The sequence below is a fragment of the Fundidesulfovibrio soli genome (assembly GCF_022808695.1).
GTDB classification, from domain to species: domain Bacteria; phylum Desulfobacterota; class Desulfovibrionia; order Desulfovibrionales; family Desulfovibrionaceae; genus Fundidesulfovibrio; species Fundidesulfovibrio soli.
This window is the reverse complement of record NZ_JAKZKW010000029.1, coordinates 24913-42680: the sequence shown is the minus strand read 5'-3', so window position 1 is coordinate 42680 and position 17768 is coordinate 24913. Positions and strand designations below refer to the sequence as shown.

Genomic DNA, 17768 nt, shown 5'->3' with positions numbered 1-17768 from the left:
CCCCCGTCCCCCCGTCCCCCCGCGACGGCCTCACAAGCTTCTTGCCCATCCCGCGTGCATTCCGTATAGAATTGGAGTTGATCCCTCTTTCCCGCCGTCGCTGTTGCGAGGGGTGCAAGGCTGATTGACCGGCGCGTCATGCGCCGCGCTGCGGCCTCAACTCTAAACTCAAGGAGAACCTCATGAATCGCAAGCGCAAATGGATGGTTGGGGCGGTGTGCGCCATCATGGCGACGGTCCTTTACGCATTTCCGGCCGCAGCCCTGTACGTTGAGCCCGCCATGATCGGCTCCAACACGGGCAAGGTCGTGCACGCCGGCTTCACCGACCTGCCCCTGCGCGACGGGCAGGGCACCACCAGCGGCGTGGTCATGAAGCTTGCGCACAATCAGACGCTCAATGTCTGGTGGAACGACGGCGAGGGCTGGGCCTATGTTGAAGTGCCGGGCACCAAACAGTTCGGCTGGGTCTGCCTGGAAAACACCTACTGATCGGCGGAACGTTCCCGCGACCGGCGCGAAGCGATAGGGGATTCCAAAGGGACTGGTCCCTTTGGCCGCCGGAGGCATCTTAAACACTTCGTTTTCTCCCACAAAAAAAGCCCGGCCGGGTTTCCCCGGCCGGGCTTTCCCTTTAGAGAAGTTGTTCCCTGGTGATGTAATTATGCCGAAATTCTCGTACAGGGCTACAAGTCATGAACTCGTGTCTGCCTGAGTGTCGCAATCAACCTGTCGTCTTGCTGGCGGTTGCGGGAATACGACCCGGCCGGTGGTTGTTAATATTGCTATTCTGCAGGCGTATGCAAAATCACGGTCATTATTGTCTAAAAGGTATTGAGTGACGAAAAACAGGTCTGGTGTGAACAATAAAGCTGTGTTGGTAGATGGTGCAGAAGTATGACACTTCTCAGTGAAGGGGTCTGGGCGGTCTTGAAGTGGTAATAATCGAAATCCATTTCCAAATAGAACGGGTTTTGCAGGGGATGTGACTTCTTCACGCTGCAAATCTTCATGAATATTGAGTGTTAGTTGCCTGAATTTGTCGATATTTATTGGTTTGTTGTCTTTTCCTTCAGCCTCACCGATGAGTCGCCCTTCATCGGACTCGAATACAACATCAAATTCAGAGGTCGAGTCTTTGTATTGGGAGGCATTAAATCCCATGATGTTTAATGCCTCGATGATCATGTTTTCTAGCGGCTTTCCCTTTTCAAATAATAGGCCGCGCATCGCGCAGATCGAATTAAGTTGCTCAACAATTTGTTCCTTAGCATTTTGAACTCGCTCAACTTCTTTCTCCGCAGCTAGTAACTGTAAGCGGAGGCCGCTCTCTGCTCCAATTGAAAAGTGTTGAGTACTTGCCCATGTGGGTTCCGGCGTGACTTCTGAGTTGCACCGCAATGCTTTGTCAAGGGACACTATGCAAGATATTAGTCTGTTTGCAAATGCTGTAGCTTTGTCTGACCAGCATTCGTCAATGCTGCCGTCTTTGTTTTCTATTTCTTCGAGGAAATCGTCTTGCGAAAAATTTACATCCGGCAGAACCAATAATGATCCGTTTGACATTTTACTCTTGTAGAGTGCTCCTACTGCTTTGTCTCCAACTCGAGTAGCTAGACATGCAGGGACAGATTCGCCGCTAAATATTACTTTGTATTGTGAGAGAGATTCAAATTGTTCCCAGTAAGGCTTAAGAATCTCCGCATATTTTGGGGTAGTTTTGATTGAGCTCCCACATGTTTGTATTGGGCTTATATTTGCGGGAATAGATTGGTAGTTGTTCATGATAGAGACAAGTCTCGTTGTTGTTTTATTTCTTCCGGTGCCAGAGAATGTTCGTTGCCCTGTGTCAACATATACCTCTGACAATTCAGAGGCGTAAACAACGACAGTTTTTCCACTTTCGACGGCTTGTTTTATTTCTCTACGCCAATGCTCACAGCATTCTTTCAGGCGAACAGAATTGCTATCACTAAGGCAAGGTTTCCCTTGGTATTGTTCGTTTGTATGCGAATATAAAAATGAATGTATTGCAGGTTTGAATATGATTATGTCCCAGTCCAGAAGAGAGCTTTTTGATTGAAAATCAACGAACACAGTGTCGTCCGAGGCTAATTCACATTCGACGGTAAGGATTTTCTTTTTCATAATGGTTTGAGGCTCCTTTGGATAGCCGGAAATGGAAAATCAGCGGCCAGAAGTAATCATGATAGCTTAAGGTATTAAGCCATCAACGGACGAAAAAGCAATAAAAGCCCGGCCGGGTTTCCCCGGCCGGGCCTTGCTATTTCTGTTGTCGTGTCGGCGCGGCTATTTCTTCACTTCGGTGTAGTCCGCGTCCACCACGTCCTCGTCCTTGCCGTGGCCGCCGGGCTGGGCTCCGCCAGCTGCGCCGGCCGCTCCGGCCTCGGGGCCGCCGGGCTGTGCGCCCTGCTGCTGGTAGAGCTGCTCGGCCAGCTTGTGGGCCACCTGGGAGAGTTCCTCGGTGCCCTTCTTGATGGCCTCGGCGTCATCGCCCTTCATGGCTTCCTTCAGGCGTTCGATCTTGGCCTCGATCTCGGCCTTGGTCACGGCCTCCACCTTCTCGCCCAGGTCGCGCAGGGTCTTCTCGGTGGTGTAGACCAGGGTGTCGGCGTGGTTGCGGGCCTCGATGACTTCCTGCTTCTTCTTGTCGTCGGAAGCGTGGGACTCGGCGTCCTTGATCAGCTTCTGGATCTCGGCTTCGGAGAGGCCGGAGGAAGCGGTGATCTGGATGGACTGCAGCTTGCCGGTGGCCGTGTCCTTGGCGGAGACGTTGACGATGCCGTTGGCGTCGATGTCGAAGCTGACCTCGATCTGCGGCACGCCGCGGGGGGCGGCGGGCAGGCCGGTGAGCTCGAAGCGGCCCAGGGTCATGTTGTCGGAGGCCATGGGGCGCTCGCCCTGCATGACGTGGATGGACACCGAGGGCTGGTTGTCGGCGGCCGTGGTGAACACCTGCGACTTGCGGGTGGGGATGGTCGTGTTGCGCTCGATGAGCTTGGTGAACACGCCGCCCATGGTCTCGATGCCCAGCGACAGCGGGGTGACGTCGAGCAGGAGCACGTCCTTGACGTCGCCCGCCAGGATGCCGCCCTGGATGGCCGCGCCCATGGCCACGACCTCGTCGGGGTTCATGGAGAGGTTGGGATCCTTGCCGAAGAGGTCCTTCACCTTCTGCTGCACCATGGGCATGCGGGTCATGCCGCCCACGAGGATGATCTCGTCGATGTCCGAGGCGGAGAGGCCGGCGTCGGCCAGGGCTTTCTTGCAGGGCCCGGCGGTGCGTTCGACCAGGTCTTCCACCAGCTTCTCGAGCTTGCCGCGCGAGAGCTTGACCATCATGTGCTTGGGGCCGTTGGCGTCGGCGGTGATGAAGGGCAGGTTGACCTCGGTCTCCATGGCGGTGGAGAGTTCCTTCTTGGCCTTTTCCGCCGCTTCCTTCAGGCGCTGCAGGGCCATGCGGTCCTGGGAGAGGTCGATGCCGTTCTCGCGCTTGAACTCGTCCACCAGGTACTGGATGACGCGGTGGTCGAAGTCCTCGCCGCCCAGGAAGGTGTCGCCGTTGGTGGAACGGACTTCCACCACGTTGTCGCCCACTTCCAGGATGGAGATGTCGAAGGTGCCGCCGCCAAGGTCGAACACGGCGATCTTCTCGTTGGCCTTCTTGTCGAAACCGTAGGCCAGGGAGGCGGCCGTGGGCTCGTTGATGATGCGCTTGACGTCGAGGCCCGCGATGCGGCCGGCGTCCTTGGTGGCCTGGCGCTGGGAGTCGTTGAAGTAGGCCGGGACGGTGATGACGGCTTCGGTGACGGTCTCGCCCAGGCTGGCTTCAGCGTCGGACTTCAGCTTGGCCAGGATCATGGCCGAGATCTCGGGGGCCGAGTACTTCTTGCCGTCGACTTCGACAGCGGCTTCGCCGTTGGCGCCCTCGACGATCTTGTAGGGGCAGTGGGTGAGCCAGTTGGCCACCTCGGGGGAGTTGAAGGAACGGCCCATGAGGCGCTTGACCGCGAAAATGGTGCGCTCGGGGTTGGTGACTGCCTGGCGCTTGGCGATCTCGCCCACGAGGCGTTCCTTGGTAAAGGCGACGATGGAGGGGGTGGTGCGCCCGCCTTCCGGGGTGATGACGCACTTCGGGTCCTTGCCCTCCATGACGTAAACGCACGAGTTGGTCGTGCCGAGGTCGATCCCGATGATTTTACCCATTGAATCCGTTCCTCCTTGAGGGGGGTGATGTCTGCCGGTGTCGCTTGGGAACCGGATTATGTCTTCTCGTAAGTCGCGCCCGCTCGGGCGGGCGCTTCGAGTCCCGACTATAAGTCGGAAAACCGGGGTGTAAAGGGGTACACCCCGAAAATAGCGGGATTAATCTCCCTGGCTCACCAGCACCTTGGCCGGGCGCAGCAGGCGTCCGCGCAGGCGGTAGCCGGAGAGCATGACCTGGATCACGTGGTTGGGGGGCGTCTTGCCGCCGGGCTGCATGCCCACGGCCTCGTGGAATTCGGGGTTGAACTCCTCGCCGGCCTGGCCGCAGGGATCCAGGCCGTGGCGGGCCAGGGTGTCCAGGAAGATCTTGCGGGTCATGTCCACGCCCATGACCACGTCCTTGCAGGCGGCCACGGTGCGGCCGTGGGCCAGGGCCAGGTCCAGGTTGTCGAGCACGGGCAGCAGGTCCGCCAGGACGCCCTCGGCGGCGAACTTGACGAACTCCTCCTTCTCCCGGATCAGGCGCTTCTTGAGGTTCTCGGTGTCCGCCAGGGCGCGCAGGCGCTTGTCGGTCTCGGCGGCCACGGCCTGCTTGAGCGCGGCGATCTCCTCTTCGGGGGTGAGGGGGGCGGCCTCTTCGGCCGGGGTTTCAGGGGTATCGTTTTCAAGCGTCATGCATCGCTCCTTGTAATGCTTGGAAATGCTTCATGCCCGCAGCCCGTTCAAAAAAGGGGCTGGCAAGGCGCAAGGAAAAGTCAGGGCCGAAGCGTATCAGGCATACGTGAGGGCCTGACTCTTCCGCCGCAACGCAGCCAGCGCGGATTTTTCAACGGGCTGCTAGAAGTGGCGGCCCAGCATGGTTGATATCAGCCGGGCGGTGTAATCTACAAGGGGCACCACCTCGGCGTAGTCCATGCGGATGGGCCCGATCACGCTCACGGAGCCCAGCGGCGCGCCTTGCGGGCCGTAGGGCGCGCTCACCAGGCCGCAGGCGGCCAAGTCGCCCACCTTGGCCTCTTCGCCGAGGACCACCACGGTGCGGTACTCGTCCATGGTCTTGTCCAGAACCTCCAGCAGGCGGGTGCGGTCCTCCAGGGCCTTGAGGATGTCGCGCATGGCCGCGATGTCGGAGAACTCCGGCTGGGAGAGCATGTTCAGCGTGCCCTCCACGAACACCTCGGGCGTCTCCGTGGTGGAGAAGGCGTCCATGGCCAGGCGCATGGCCCGCCCCGTCAGGGAGGAGAGCTCGCGCTCGGCCGCGCCCATCTCCGCGATGATGCGGGAGCGCACCTGGGACACGGTGAGGTTCTGGAAATGGTGGTTCAGGTAGTTGCCGAAGTGCACCAGGTCGTCGGCGCGGATGTCCTCCGCGACGCTGACCACGCGCTTCTGCACCAGCCCGCCTTGCAGCACCAGGATGGCCATGACCAGCCCGGGGCGCAAGAGCACGAAATCGATCTGACGCCACAGGGCCTGCGAGTGCCTGGGCGCGAGCACCATGCACACCTGGTTGGAGACGCGCGAGAGCAGGCGCGAGGCGTGGCGCAGCATATCGTCTATCTCAAGGCCGGCGTTACCGAGCTGAACCTGCATCATCTGCTGGGTGGGCACTGCCAGGGGCCGCAGCTGCATCACCTGGTCGAGATAGAGGCGGAAGGCCATGGGCGTGGGTACGCGCCCGGCCGATGTGTGCGGCTGGGCAAGATAGCCCTTGTCCGTCAGGTCGGACATGGTGTTGCGGATGGAGGCCGGGGAGAGGTGCGACCTGCCGGACTTGGAGACCGTTCGGGAGCCAACGGGCTGCGCCTTGGCGATGTAGTCCTCCACGATGGCCGTGAGGACTTCGATTTCCCGAGGGGTCAGGGCTTGGTCCAGCATGGGTTGGCACTCCGGTCTTGAGAGTGCCAGAGAGCTAACAACGGGGGGAGGGGCTGTCAAGGGAGGCGGGTCTACCCCGTGTGCTCCAGGTCAAGCACTTCCTGCCCCCGCACGTAGGGCATCATCACCGGCTTGTTCACCTGGGAAAGCAGGTTCTCGATGGCGGCCTTGAGGCGCAGGATGGCCTCCTCCACGCCCCTGAGGGAGTTGACCTTGCGCTCCAGGTCCAGCTCCTTGAGCAGTTCATGCAGCTCTCCCACCTCTGCGGCCAGCCCCTCGGCCTCCTTGGGCAGCGGGCGCGCCAGGGCGGCGCGCACGTCCCCGGCCAGGAACTCCAGCTCCTCCATGACCAGGGCGTTGTAGTTCATCATGATGCCCAGCACGTTGTTGCCCACGTGGGCCATGCCGCCCGCGGCCTTGGCCAGGGCGTCCTTGCCGACCTCGAGCTGGCGTCCCACGGTGAGCGAGATGATCTTGGAGGCGTCGGCCAGAAACTGGGAGTCGTAGCGGTCGAAGAATCCGGTCTGGTGCGAGTAGAGGTTGATGGCGCCGAAGGCGTAGCAGTCAGAGCGCAGGATGAAGGCCAAGCGGGAGCGGTAGCCCTCCTGGTAGGCCATGCAGTCCACGGATTCGCCGCCGCGCTCCAAGCCGCGCAGGTCGTTCGAGAGCACGTGGAACACCCCGCGCTCGTGCACGGCGCGCATCACGGGGTGGTTGGGCAGCGAGTCCTCCATGGCCCAGACGAAGATGGGGGTTTGGCGGTTGGAGGAGTCGGACGCGGCCACGTTGATCCAGTTGCCCTCCTCGTCGCGCAGGCGGCAGACGAACAGGTCCGCGCCCAGCTCGCGCAGCAGGATCTCGCCGGATTGCTCCAGAACCTCTTCCGCCGTGGTGAACTCCTGCCCGGCGGCGATCAGCTCGTAAATGATCTCGATGGTCAGCGTGCTGCGCTCGTAGGCGCGCTTGAGCAGCTCGAAGCGGTGCTCAAGCTCCACGAAGTGCGGGTGGCAGTGGCGCAGCCGGGCCAGGCGGGAGGACTTCACGCGGTCCAGGTCGAGCCGGAGCTCGGTGAGGCAGGTGAGCAGCTCCCCCCAGTCCCTCACCGGGGTGTCCAGGCCGAGGAAGTCGGGGCGCTTCACAAGGATGTCGAGGCTGGTCCTGATGGAGACCAGCAGGTGCAGGACTGCGGTGCGTACGGCGGAAGGAGCCTGTTCGAGCATGCGGGTGATCTCGCAGCGCATGTCCAGGCGGTTCTCGAAACGGCAGGCTTGTCTGATGTCGTGAGCTAGTGGGGCCATGTAGGCAGAAGTTAGTCAAGGAAGCACGAAAGGCAAGAGGAAAATGCGGGAATCGCAAAGGAATGATTTCACAATGCAAGGGCCGCGGGAATCGTCATCCCCGCGGCCCTCCCTGAGGAAGAGACCGGGCTCAGCCCATGCCTCTCGACTCGGTGAGCTGACGCTCGCGAGCGCTCTCTTCTCGCGGCATCGCCTCACTACAACCAACCCGCGTCTTTATTAGCAATCCCGGTGCCAACTTGCAGTGTCGATGGCAAATATTTGTAACAAGCTGTTTTGAATGGATATAGTCGATAGGGGGCTGGACAGGGCCCCGGCATTTTGCTAACCGGAGTTTACAGGGTGCATCCTGAAGAACGCAGCACTGGGAACGCAGGAACGCGCCCACTCATGAACCGAAGAGCTTCCGGCGGATGGTCCGCCAGAGGCCGGGGCGTTGCACCCCTTGCAGGGCAAGCCACCGATCCACGAAGCGGCGCTGCTGCGCCGAGGCGGGCCGGGCGCGCGGGGCGCAGCCCACAAGGCCCGCTTGGGCCAGTTCCTCGGGGGGGGACTCCAGGCACAGGCCGTGGCGGGCCAGCCAGCAGGCCAGCACCAGCCCGGTGCGCCCCATGCCGAAGCGGCAATGGATGAGCACCTTGTCTCCGCCCGCGATGGATGCGTCCACCCAGTCCAGGGCGGAGGCGAGCGGGCCGGGTTCGGGCACGCCCATGTCGTCTATGGGCAGGTAACGCACGAGGAAGCCGTAGTCGCGCTCGTAGTCCGCCAGGTCGCAGAACTCGGCGCAGAGGTTGAGCACGCAGCAGAGGCCCTGGGCCTTGAGCAGCTCCACGTGTTCGGGCTTGCAAGGCATGGCGCCCACGGCCAGGGCCTGTGTGACCCAGAAAATTTCGTATCCGTCCTCGAGGCAGGTGCTCGTCACGGCGTCTCCTCCACTGGATGGTTCCATCTGGCCCCTTGAGGGGCCGCCAGTCAAGCCCGCCCCGGCCTCCCGGCGCGGGGGGAGCGCGCTCATGAGCCTCTTCAAGCCTCGCAACCTGCAGACCAAGTTCATCATTGGCCTGGCCGCCATCATGGCCGTGGTGGGGGTCTTCTTCGTCTACCTGCTCCAGCAGTACCTGCGCGAGACCCTGGAGCAGGAGACGCGGGGCAAGGCCCAGGTGATCCTGCGGGGTGTGGAGTCGCTGCATGTGTACGTGCAGAACAACCTGCGCCCGGTGATGACGGGGCCGCTCTTGGAGAACGAGGGCCTCCTGGAGGCCATGTCCTGCACGGCGCTGGCGCGGGCCGCCATGGGCGGCGGGGGGCAGGCCCAGGGCAAGGACGCCGACTCCTACCGCTTCCGGCGCGTGGCCATCGGGGCCCGCAGCCCGGACCTGGAGGCCGCCGGCCTGGAGCGCGACTTCATCCAGCGCTTCCAGCGGGATGAATACCTGGAGTGGGCCGAGGCACTCACCGACGAGAACGGGCAGGAGACCTTCATCATGGCCCAGCCCGTGCGCTACCAGGGCTTCTGCCTGCGCTGCCACGGCGACCCGGCCGACGCCCCGCGCGACCTGGTGGCCGCCTTCGGCTCTGACAGGGGCTTCGGCCGCAAGGAGGGCGAGCTGGCCGGGGCGCACGTGGTGCGCCTGCCCATGCGCGGAAGCGAGCTGCGCATCCGGGGCGCCACCCTGGGCTTTGTGCTCATGTTCAGCGTGGGCGCGCTGATCCTCTTCGGCACCATCTACTTCTTCTTCAACCGCCTGGTGGTGCACAACCTGCGCCGGGCCCAGGTGGTCATGGCGCGCCACTTCCCGGACGCCGCCCCGGTGGACGCGCCGCGCTCCGTGCTGCAACGCTCCGACGAGATCGAGGGGATGCTCGGCTCCCTGGAGCACTTCGCGGACAGCCTGAGCCAGGCCAGGGCGCAGCTCAAGTCCTACGCCTCCAACCTGGAGTCCATGGTGGCCGTGCGCACGCAGGACCTCTCCCGGGAGGCAGAGGCCCGCAGGGCGGACGTGGGACTGTTCGTGAACCTGCTCAGCGGGTTCAACCGCAGCCAGGACAGGGTGGAGCTGCTGGACGCCTGCCTGGAGCTCATCGCCAGGAGGTTCAACGCCCAGCGGGTGGTCTACTGCTGCACCATGGCCTCGGGCGTCACCGGGGGCACGCGCTCCTGGCCGGACCCGGGCGACACCGGGCCGGTGCCCTACCACTGGCAGAGCCTGGCCGGAAGCGGCGTGGCGGACTTTCAGCGCGGCTGCGCCAACATACCCGTGCAGACCCCGGACACCACGCTCGGTGTGCTGACCATCTGCTGGGCGCCGGGCGGCCAACCCGACAACCTGCCGCAGGAGGTGCTCCTGGCGGTGGGGCAGCAGTTGGGCGTGGTGCTCGAGAACATGGATGCGCTGGACAACCTCCTGCGCCAGAACGACATGCTCCAGGCCGTGTTCGAGGGCATCTCCGACCCTGTGGCCCTGCTGGACGGGCAGGGCCGGGTGCTGCTGGCCAACCGCTCGGCCCAGGCCTTGGCCGGGCCGGAGGACGGCGACGGCAGGCCGAGGCTGCTCGGGGCGCTGGGGGTCGAGGCGGCCCGCCTGGGGGATGGCGGCTCCCCCGAAGTGCCGGATATCCCAGTGGTGCGCGAGGTGCGCCTGCCCGGCGACCGCACGTTCATGGCCTCGCTCTACCCCCTGCCCGACTTCAGGGGCCAGGGCGTGCGGCTGGTGGCCTACGCCCGCGAGATCACCGACGAGCGGCGCATGCGGGAGCTGGCCCAGCAGAACGAGAAGCTGCTGGCGGTGGGCCGCCTGGCGGCCGGGCTGGCCCACGAGATCAACAACCCCCTGGGGGTGATCCTCTTCTACGGCGAGCTGCTGCGCTCCTCCATGAGCGAGGGACAGGCCGGGCGCGAGGACGTGGAGGTCATCCTCAAGCACACCCGCACGGCCCAGAAGGTCCTGCGCGACCTGCTCAACTTCGTGCGCCCCAAGCGGGCGGCCCCAGCCCCGTGCGACCTGGGCGGCGCGGCCAGGCAGACCGCCGGCGTGTTCCAGGCCCACGCGGCGGCCTCGGGCGTCAGCCTGGAGGTGGACGCCCCCGAGGGCCTGCCGCCGGTGCTGGCGGACGCCTCCGCCCTGGAGCAGGTGCTCTCCAACCTGCTCATCAACGCCCTGGACGCCGTGCCCGGCGGCGGGGCCATCGCCGTGAGGGCCTTCGTCGAGGATGGGCAGGGGGTGCTCTCGGTGTCGGACAACGGGCCGGGCATCGCCCAGGAAGATCTGGGCCGCATTTTCGACCCCTTCTTCACCACGAAGGAGGTGGGCAAGGGCACCGGCCTGGGCCTGGCCGTGGTCTACGGCCTGGTCAAGGACATGGGCGGCAGCGTGATGGCGCGCAGCGAAGGCGGGGCGGAGTTCATCGTGCGCCTGCCACTGGCGGGCGCGAAAGAGGGGGCGGGACGTGAAGCGGCTTGAATCCATTCTGGTGGTCGACGACCAACCCGATTTCGCCAAGGGGCTGGCCAGGCTGATAAACTCCCGCCATGACGACCTGGAGGTCCTCCTGGCGCAGGACGGCACGCAGGCCCTGCGGCTCCTCGAGGAGCAGCGCTTCGACATCCTCTTCACCGATCTGCGCATGCCGGGCATGGACGGCCAGGAGCTGCTGGAGCGGGCCGTGCGCCTGGACCCCTCGCTCACGGTGGTCATGCTCACGGCCCACGGCGACGTGGAGTCAGCCGTGGCGGCCATCAAGACCGGGGCCTACGACTTCCTCTCCAAACCGCTGGAGCCCGACAGCCTGTTCATGGCCCTGGAGAAGGCCCTGGAGCGCTCCCGCCTGCTGCGAGAGAACAGGCGCCTGCGAGGCAGCGTGGCCGCCAGCGAGGCGGGGCTTGAGATCATCGGCGAGTCGCCCTGCATGCTGCGCCTGAAGAAGACCATAGCAGCCGTGGCCGGGTCGGACTACACGGTGCTCATCCAGGGCGAATCCGGCACCGGCAAGGAGGCCGTGGCCAGGGCCATCCACCGCCTGAGCGGGCGCAGCCAGGGGGCCATGCTCTCGGTGAACTGCCCGGCCATACCGGACCAACTGCTCGAATCCGAGCTGTTCGGCCACGTCAAGGGCGCGTTCACCGGGGCGGACAGGGCCAGCAAGGGCCTGTTCCTGGCGGCCGAGGGCGGCACCATCCTGCTCGACGAAATCGGGGACATCCCCATGAACATCCAGACCAAGCTGCTGCGCGTGCTCCAGGAGCGCGAGGTCCGGGCAGTGGGCGGCAGCGAGACCGTGAAGGTGGACGTGCGCATCCTGGCCTCCACCAACCAGCACCTGGCCGAGAAGATCAAGGACAAGAGCTTCCGCGAGGATCTGTTCTACCGCCTCAACGTGCTCACCATCCAGACCCCGGCCCTGCGCGAGCGCCGGGAGGACATCCCACTGCTGGCCGTGCACTTCATGCAGCGCAGCTGCGAGGAGATGCACCTGCCCGTCAAGGAGCTCACCCCCGACGCCCTGGGCTACCTGGCCGGGCGAGAGTGGCCGGGCAACGTGCGCCAGCTGCTCAACTTCATGCGCCGGCTGGTGGTTTTCTCGCCGGGGGACGTCATCGACGCCGAGGCCGCCCTGCTGGTGGACGGCGGCGAGACCTCCCCCCAGGGGGCCTCGGCCCCGCTGGGCAGCTACCAGGACGCCAAGAACACCGCCCTGGACGCCTTCACCCGCACCTACGTGGACCAGCTGCTCACCCGCACCAAGGGCAACATCTCCGAAGCGGCCAGGGTAAGCGGGCTGGAACGGGCGAGTTTACAGAAAATTTTGAAACGTTTAGGTATCGAAGCCCAGGATTTCAAAGCCTGACGGCTTCAGGAGGCCTTGCATGCCCGCGCGTCTGCTCGCAACGCTGCTTCTCGCCGTCTGGGCGCTCCCGGCCTTTGTCGTTCCGGTCCGCGCGCAGACTGCCGCCATCCGCTCGGCGGAGGTGGTCATCCCGCAGAACATGCACATCCCGGTTCCGGCGGGGTTGAAGCAGCTCTTTCCGCAGGGCTTCGTGCCGGGGATGGGCTTCGGACTCAACTGCGCCATCGCACAGTCCGACGGCTCCATGGTGCTGCACACCCTCACCGGGCGCGGCCCGGTTCTGCCCGGCCCCACCGTGCAGCAGGGCGGCGCCTGGACCGGGTCGGGCCTGTTCGTGCTCCCCGGCTACACTCCCTCCATCCTGACCCTGAAGCTCTCCGGTAACAAGGCCGAGCTGGTGGGCGCGATCCCTCTTTGCGACGAAGGCGGCAAACCCGTCAGCGGGCTGCCCCCGGCGCCCACGGTCACCGGCGCGCCCGTGGTCGTCCCGCTGGACCTGGGGCTCGGCAGGCTGCCCTTCGCGGCGACAGGATTCGACCCCCAGGGCGTGGCCTTCGACGTCAAGCGCGGCGTGTACTGGATCGCTGACAGCTACCGGCCCGCGCTGCTGCGCGTCTCCCCGCGCGACGGGCGCGTGCTGGAGGTCCTCGCCGCCGGGGGCGACCTCGAGGACCTGCTGGCCACGCACCGCCCCGGCTGGGGATTCTCCGGCGTGAGCCTGAGCCCGGTGGGCAAGGTGCACACCATGATGCGCGGCGTGCTGTTCGTTAACGACGTGCCTGCGGTGTTCAGCCGCATCATCGAGTACGACCCCGACTCCGAGCGCGTGCGCCAGCTGGCCTACCCCATAGACACCGAGACCTTCCCGGACCGCGCCCGGGTGGTCACCGGCGACCCGGTGGCCTACGCCGACAAGAAGGTGCTCGTGCTGGAGCAGGGCATCGACAAGGAGGGCAAGCCCCGCAGCCTCGTCTTCGCGGCGGACCTCTCCCAGGGGCACAACATCAGCCGGGTGTTCAACGAGGAGGGCAAGCCCACCGAGATCCTGGTGGAGCCCGCCCAGTGGAAGGCCGCGGGAACCCGCCTGGTGAAGAAGACCCTCGTGCTGGACCTGCAGGCCTCCGGCTTCAGCGAACCCTTCGTGGAGAGCATGACCCTGCTCTCCGACGGGCGCACCCTGGCCTTCATGAGCGGGCACGGCTTCGGGCTGGAGGGGCAGATTTCGGGCTACGCCACCAACAAGGACGGCACCCCGGGGCTCAACCCCGCCTCCTACATGCTGGCGGACGGAAAGGGCCTTGTCTACGGCGACCAGCCCAGCAAGGCCGTCTTCGGCATCCGCCCAACCAGGGAGGTGCCGAGGCTCTGGCTGGTCACGCTGCCGAAGAAGGTGGTGGATTACTAGCGGGGGCGGTCAGACCAGCCCCAGGCACAGGGCCGCGGCCAGGGTGACGAGCATCCCCCCCACCAGCCTGCGCACGGCCGTGATGGTGACCTTGCCCAGTACGCGCGCGCCGATGAAGGCTCCCAGGAACGCCGACAGCGTGGCCGCCGCGATCAGGCCCGGGTTGCCCCGGAGCACCCCCGGGCCGGTCAGGCCCGCGTAGACCGTGAGTCTGGCGGCGTCCACCAGGCAGGCCAGCACCACGCCCGTGGCCACGAAAGCCTCCTTGCCGAGCCCAGCTCCCAGCAGGAAGGCGCTGCGGAAGGCCCCCTGGTTGCCGCTGAGCCCGCCGAAGAAGCCGCTCACGATCCCTCCCAGGGGCAGCCAGGACGCCGGGTGGGGCCGCGCGCCCTTGCCGCCGCGCAGCTCGCGTACGGCGAAGAACAGGATGAGCACCCCCACCAGCAGTTTCACCGGGGCCACCTCCAGGGCGTTACCGTAAAGGGTGTAGCGGTACAGGGGCGGCAGGCCGGACACCCTGACCAGCGCCCAGGCCCCGGCGAGGCTGGCCAGCATGGCCGGGATGCCGAAGCGCAGCACCACGCTCAGGTCGGCCCGCCTGCCGAACAGCGCCAGCTTGAAGAGATTGTTGGCGAAGTGCACCACAGCCGTGGCCGCCACGGCCGTCTCCACGGGGAAGAAGAGCGCCATGACGGGCGCCAGCACGGTGCCCAGCCCGAAACCCGAGAAGAGGGTCAGGCCGGACGCGGCCAGGGCCGTGAGGCAGATGACGAGGTATTCCATGCAGTCCTCCTGGCGGTCCGGGATTGTGGCGCCGGGGTGAGGAAATGCCCGCTCCGTAGCCGTCCACCGGCCCGGGGCGGGGTCGCCCCCGCTCCGGGGACCAGTTGATCCTTACATCTCAGCATTGTCGACGCGGCAACTAAAAAGGCGGCCTTGAGGCCGCCTTGTGTTCAAACGCGTGATCAGCGCTATTCCGGCCCCACCTCAAGGCTTGAGAAAACGTACTCGCGCAGGGCCTGCAGCCAGGGGCGCGGCGAGACGCCGGTGGCTCCGCTGAACTTGGCCGTGGAGAGCACGGAGTAGGCCGGGCGCTTGGCCTTCATGGGCCACTGGTCGCTGGTGATGGCCCGCACCTGGCAGCGCAGCCCGGCGGCGGTCACCGCCTCGCTGGCCAGCTCGCACCAGCTGGCCCGCCCGGCGTTGGCCAGGTGGAAGAGCCCGGTGGCCCCAGCCTGCACCAGGGCCACGGAATAGGCGGCCAGGTCAGGGGTGAAGGAGGGCGAGCCGATCTGGTCGTGCACCACGCTCAGCTCGTCGCGCTGCTTGGCCAGGTTGAGGATGGTGTGCACGAAGTTCTTCTTGTCCGGCCCGAAGAGCCAGGCCACGCGGGCCACGATCAGCTTCTCCGGGGCGGCCTGGGCCAGGGCCTTCTCTCCGTCGAGCTTGCTCTGCCCGTACACGCACAGGGGGCCGGTGGGGTCTTCCTCGGTGTAGGGGGTGGTCTTCCGGCCGTCGAACACGAAGTCCGTGCTGTAGTGGAACAGGCCCACGTCGCGGTCCCTGCAGAGCCTGCCGAGCATCTGGGGCAGGCCCCGGTTCAGGCGCGCGGCCTCGACGGGTTCGTCCTCGGCCTTGTCCACCGCCGTGTAGGCCACGGCGTTCACCAGCCAGTCGGGCTGGAATTCGTCCAGGAAGGCCCCGGTGGCCTTGGGGTCGCAGATGTCGAAGTCGGCGCGGCCGATGGGCCTGGTCTCGAACCCGGCGGCCTCGAAGGCCCTGGTCAGGGGCATGCCCAGGAGTCCGGTGCGTCCGCCCAACACTGCGACTTTCATTATTTGCGCTCCCCGTACCAGGTGTCCATGAAGGCCCTGTAGGCGCCGCTCTGCACCTGCTCCAGCCAGTCGGTGTTCTCTTTGTACCAGGCCAGGGTGCGGGCGATGCCCTGCTCGAAGGTGACCTCGGGCTCGAAGCCGAGCTCGCGCTGGGCCAGGGAGTAGTCCATGGCGTAGCGGCGGTCGTGCCCGGGCCGGTCGGTGACGTAGCTGATGAGGCTCTCGGGCTTGCCCAGGGAGGCCAGGATGGTCTTGACCACCTCGATGTTGGGTTTCTCCGCGTTGCCGCCGAAGTTGTAGGCCTGGCCGGGGCGGCCCTTGAGCAGGGTCAGCTCCACGCCGAGGCAGTGGTCGGTCACGTAGATCCAGTCGCGCACGTTCATGCCGTCGCCGTACACCGGCAGGCTCTCCCCGCGCGAGGCCTTGAGGATCATCAGCGGGATGAGCTTCTCCGGGAACTGGTAGGGCCCGTAGTTGTTGGAGCAGCGGGTGATGGTCACGGCGTAGCCGTAGGTCTCGTGGAAGGCGCGGCAGATCAGGTCGGCCGAGGCCTTGGAGGCCGAGTAGGGGCTGTTGGGCGCGATGGGCGTCTCTTCGGTGAACTTGCCCGTGGGGCCCAGGGTGCCGTAGACCTCGTCTGTTGAGACGTGCACGAACTTGGGCACGCCCAGGCGGCGGGCCGTCTCCAGCAGGGTCTGGGTGCCCAGCACGTTGGTGAGCACGAAGGGCGTGGAGTCCGCGATGGAGCGGTCCACGTGGGATTCGGCGGCGAAGTTGACCACCGCGTCGATCTTGTGGGTGGTGATGGCGTGGGCAACCAGCTCGGCGTTGCCGATGTCGCCGTGGATGAAATGATAGCGGGAGCCGCCGTACTGGCGCTCCACGGGCAGCAGGTTGAAGCGGTTCCCGGCGTAGGTCAGCTTGTCCAGGTTGACGATGACCGCTTCGGGATGCTTCTCGAGCATCATATAGACGAAGTTGGTGCCGATGAAGCCGCACCCACCGGTGACGAGTAGACGCATGGAAAACCTTCTTGAGCGTGGAGTGGCGGGGTTCGCGCCCCGGTGTTTCCTTGCCTCAAAGCGGCCCGGTAATCAATCTGTAAAAAAAGTGCTTGCCAAGCGGGGCCTGTTTCCCTATTTACCTCGGCGGGCGGCTAACTCAGCGGTTAGAGTGCCATCTTCACACGGTGGAAGTCCGGGGTTCAAATCCCCGGCCGCCCACCACCGAAAGCAACAAAAGCCTCGCGATAGCGGGGCTTTGCTTTTTTCCCTGTGCCGGGATGCCTGGCGGCTCCGCCGCCCCCGGCGACCCACGGAGGCCCGCCGTGAGCAACGTGACCGTTCATCTGCTTCTGCTGGCCCTCCTGGCTCAGGCGGCCCCCGCTCTGGCCCAGCGGCAGGATATCCACGACGCCAACGGCCTCTACCAAGGGCGCGTGGACGAGGCCGGGCGCACCTACGACCGGTACGGCAACTATGTGGGCCGCACGGGCGAGGACGGCAGGTCCTACGACCGCTACGGCAATTACAAGGGGCGCATCGACGGGCAGGGGCGCTCCTACGACGCTTACGGCAACTACACGGGCCGCATCGACGGGCAAGGCGGGATCCGCACACCCGACGGGAAAAGCGTCGGCAGGTCCGTGCCCAAGTGACCGCCTCCGCCCCGCGGAGCGCCCAACGCCTCATCAAACATGATCCAGCTCATCCTCTACACCCCTGAAATCCCCCAGAACACCGGCTCCATCGCCAGGCTCTGCGCCGCCACGGACATGCCCCTGCACCTGGTGGAGCCCCTGGGCTTCAAGCTCACCGACCGCTACCTCAAGCGCGCCGGGCTGGACTACTGGCCCCACGTGCGCCTCAGCGTCTGGCCGGACTGGCAGTCCATGCTCGAAGGGGTGCGGCCCGAACGGCTGGTGTTCACCTCCTCGGGGCACCGGGGCATCATCGGCGCTCCCTACCACGAGTTCGCCTACCGCACGGGCGACTGCCTGGTCTTCGGCTCCGAGAGCAAGGGCCTGCCGGAGGAACTGCTTGCGGGCCAGCCCCACCTGGTGCGCATCCCCATCAGGGGCTGCGTGCGCTCGCTCAACATCGCCAACGCCGCCTCCATCCTGCTCTACGAAGCCCTGCGCGTCACGGGCGGTCTGGAGGACGACGCGCTTCAGCCCGCCTGACGCACCTTTGGGGACCCCAATTTGCCCTGTCGCAATAGGGGTATTTAGTTTTTCCCAACATCATGCCATAATTACGCACCATTCGGAAGGGATCGGATG

Annotated in this window: 15 protein-coding genes and 1 tRNA gene; 7 read left to right on the top strand and 9 right to left on the bottom strand. The window is 65.1% G+C overall.

Annotated features, from left to right (window positions below; genetic code table 11):
* Positions 1-182 precede the first annotated feature (182 nt).
* On the top strand, positions 183-491 hold the full coding sequence (locus tag MLE18_RS17050) for an SH3 domain-containing protein (protein WP_243440008.1): 309 nt from the start codon (positions 183-185) through the stop codon (positions 489-491).
* Positions 492-692: 201 nt separating this feature from the next.
* On the opposite strand, the gene MLE18_RS17045 is transcribed toward MLE18_RS17050, so the two are convergent.
* The 6 genes from MLE18_RS17045 to MLE18_RS17020 form a co-directional block, all read right to left on the bottom strand.
* Entirely contained in the window at positions 693-2147 is a 1455-nt protein-coding gene (locus MLE18_RS17045) for a hypothetical protein (RefSeq protein ID WP_243440007.1), read from the bottom strand.
* A 162-nt stretch (positions 2148-2309) separates the two neighbouring features.
* Positions 2310-4226: a molecular chaperone DnaK gene (dnaK, locus tag MLE18_RS17040; RefSeq protein WP_243440006.1), complete on the bottom strand. Its 1917-nt coding sequence runs from the start codon at positions 4224-4226 to the stop codon at positions 2310-2312.
* Between the two features lie 159 nt (positions 4227-4385).
* On the bottom strand, positions 4386-4901 hold the full coding sequence (locus tag MLE18_RS17035; RefSeq protein ID WP_243440005.1) for a nucleotide exchange factor GrpE: 516 nt from the start codon (positions 4899-4901) through the stop codon (positions 4386-4388).
* 162 nt (positions 4902-5063) lie between these two features.
* The gene (hrcA, locus tag MLE18_RS17030; protein ID WP_243440004.1) at positions 5064-6104 is read right to left on the bottom strand and encodes a heat-inducible transcriptional repressor HrcA; all 1041 of its coding nucleotides are present in this window, start codon (positions 6102-6104) and stop codon (positions 5064-5066) included.
* A 71-nt stretch (positions 6105-6175) separates the two neighbouring features.
* Positions 6176-7402 (bottom strand): histidine kinase, encoded by a 1227-nt coding sequence (locus MLE18_RS17025; RefSeq protein ID WP_243440003.1) that lies wholly within the window; start codon positions 7400-7402, stop codon positions 6176-6178.
* Positions 7403-7790: 388 nt separating this feature from the next.
* Complete coding sequence (locus tag MLE18_RS17020) at positions 7791-8324, bottom strand: protein-tyrosine phosphatase family protein (RefSeq protein ID WP_243440002.1); 534 nt, start codon at positions 8322-8324, stop codon at positions 7791-7793.
* Positions 8325-8415: 91 nt separating this feature from the next.
* Here MLE18_RS17020 and MLE18_RS17015 point away from each other — a divergent pair, with 91 nt between their 5' ends.
* Genes MLE18_RS17015 through MLE18_RS17005 form a run of 3 tightly spaced genes read left to right on the top strand, consistent with a single transcriptional unit; the run spans position 8416 to position 13652 of the window.
* The gene (locus tag MLE18_RS17015) at positions 8416-10863 is read left to right on the top strand and encodes a c-type heme family protein (RefSeq protein WP_243440001.1); all 2448 of its coding nucleotides are present in this window, start codon (positions 8416-8418) and stop codon (positions 10861-10863) included.
* Positions 10850-12247: a sigma-54-dependent transcriptional regulator gene (locus tag MLE18_RS17010; protein ID WP_243440000.1), complete on the top strand. Its 1398-nt coding sequence runs from the start codon at positions 10850-10852 to the stop codon at positions 12245-12247. Before MLE18_RS17015 ends, MLE18_RS17010 begins: the two co-directional genes overlap by 14 nt.
* 19 nt (positions 12248-12266) lie before the next feature.
* Positions 12267-13652, top strand: coding sequence for an esterase-like activity of phytase family protein (locus MLE18_RS17005; RefSeq protein ID WP_243439999.1), 1386 nt, complete (start codon positions 12267-12269; stop codon positions 13650-13652).
* A 9-nt stretch (positions 13653-13661) separates the two neighbouring features.
* On the opposite strand, the gene MLE18_RS17000 is transcribed toward MLE18_RS17005, so the two are convergent.
* From MLE18_RS17000 to rfbB, 3 genes are all read right to left on the bottom strand, one after another.
* Positions 13662-14435 carry a sulfite exporter TauE/SafE family protein gene (locus MLE18_RS17000; RefSeq protein WP_243439998.1) on the bottom strand — a complete coding sequence of 258 codons (774 nt, stop codon included), beginning with the start codon at positions 14433-14435 and terminating at the stop codon, positions 13662-13664.
* 188 nt (positions 14436-14623) lie between these two features.
* Positions 14624-15487, bottom strand: coding sequence for a dTDP-4-dehydrorhamnose reductase (gene rfbD / locus MLE18_RS16995; protein ID WP_243439997.1), 864 nt, complete (start codon positions 15485-15487; stop codon positions 14624-14626).
* The gene (gene rfbB, locus MLE18_RS16990) at positions 15487-16509 is read right to left on the bottom strand and encodes a dTDP-glucose 4,6-dehydratase (RefSeq protein ID WP_243439996.1); all 1023 of its coding nucleotides are present in this window, start codon (positions 16507-16509) and stop codon (positions 15487-15489) included. The genes rfbD and rfbB overlap by 1 nt, the downstream gene beginning before the upstream one ends.
* Before the next feature lie 128 nt (positions 16510-16637).
* Between rfbB and MLE18_RS16985 the strand changes: the two genes are divergently transcribed.
* From MLE18_RS16985 to MLE18_RS16975, 3 genes are all read left to right on the top strand, one after another.
* Positions 16638-16713: transfer RNA gene (locus MLE18_RS16985), tRNA-Val, on the top strand.
* 101 nt (positions 16714-16814) lie between these two features.
* Complete coding sequence (locus MLE18_RS16980; protein ID WP_243439995.1) at positions 16815-17144, top strand: hypothetical protein; 330 nt, start codon at positions 16815-16817, stop codon at positions 17142-17144.
* A gap of 39 nt (positions 17145-17183) precedes the next feature.
* Positions 17184-17669, top strand: a complete 486-nt coding sequence (locus MLE18_RS16975) for a tRNA (cytidine(34)-2'-O)-methyltransferase (protein ID WP_243439994.1) — start codon at positions 17184-17186, stop codon at positions 17667-17669.
* Positions 17670-17768 lie beyond the last annotated feature (99 nt).

Excerpts from the sequence above, each read along its gene's own strand:
- MLE18_RS17050 (WP_243440008.1), top strand. The coding sequence starts at position 183 with ATGAATCGCAAGCGCAAATGGATGGTTGGGGCGGTGTGCGCCATCATG.
- MLE18_RS17045 (WP_243440007.1), bottom strand. The coding sequence starts at position 2,147 with ATGAAAAAGAAAATCCTTACCGTCGAATGTGAATTAGCCTCGGACGAC.
- dnaK (WP_243440006.1), bottom strand. The coding sequence starts at position 4,226 with ATGGGTAAAATCATCGGGATCGACCTCGGCACGACCAACTCGTGCGTT.
- MLE18_RS17035 (WP_243440005.1), bottom strand. The coding sequence starts at position 4,901 with ATGACGCTTGAAAACGATACCCCTGAAACCCCGGCCGAAGAGGCCGCC.
- hrcA (WP_243440004.1), bottom strand. The coding sequence starts at position 6,104 with ATGCTGGACCAAGCCCTGACCCCTCGGGAAATCGAAGTCCTCACGGCC.
- MLE18_RS17025 (WP_243440003.1), bottom strand. The coding sequence starts at position 7,402 with ATGGCCCCACTAGCTCACGACATCAGACAAGCCTGCCGTTTCGAGAAC.
- MLE18_RS17015 (WP_243440001.1), top strand. The coding sequence starts at position 8,416 with ATGAGCCTCTTCAAGCCTCGCAACCTGCAGACCAAGTTCATCATTGGC.
- MLE18_RS17005 (WP_243439999.1), top strand. The coding sequence starts at position 12,267 with ATGCCCGCGCGTCTGCTCGCAACGCTGCTTCTCGCCGTCTGGGCGCTC.
- MLE18_RS17000 (WP_243439998.1), bottom strand. The coding sequence starts at position 14,435 with ATGGAATACCTCGTCATCTGCCTCACGGCCCTGGCCGCGTCCGGCCTG.
- rfbD (WP_243439997.1), bottom strand. The coding sequence starts at position 15,487 with ATGAAAGTCGCAGTGTTGGGCGGACGCACCGGACTCCTGGGCATGCCC.
- rfbB (WP_243439996.1), bottom strand. The coding sequence starts at position 16,509 with ATGCGTCTACTCGTCACCGGTGGGTGCGGCTTCATCGGCACCAACTTC.
- MLE18_RS16975 (WP_243439994.1), top strand. The coding sequence starts at position 17,184 with ATGATCCAGCTCATCCTCTACACCCCTGAAATCCCCCAGAACACCGGC.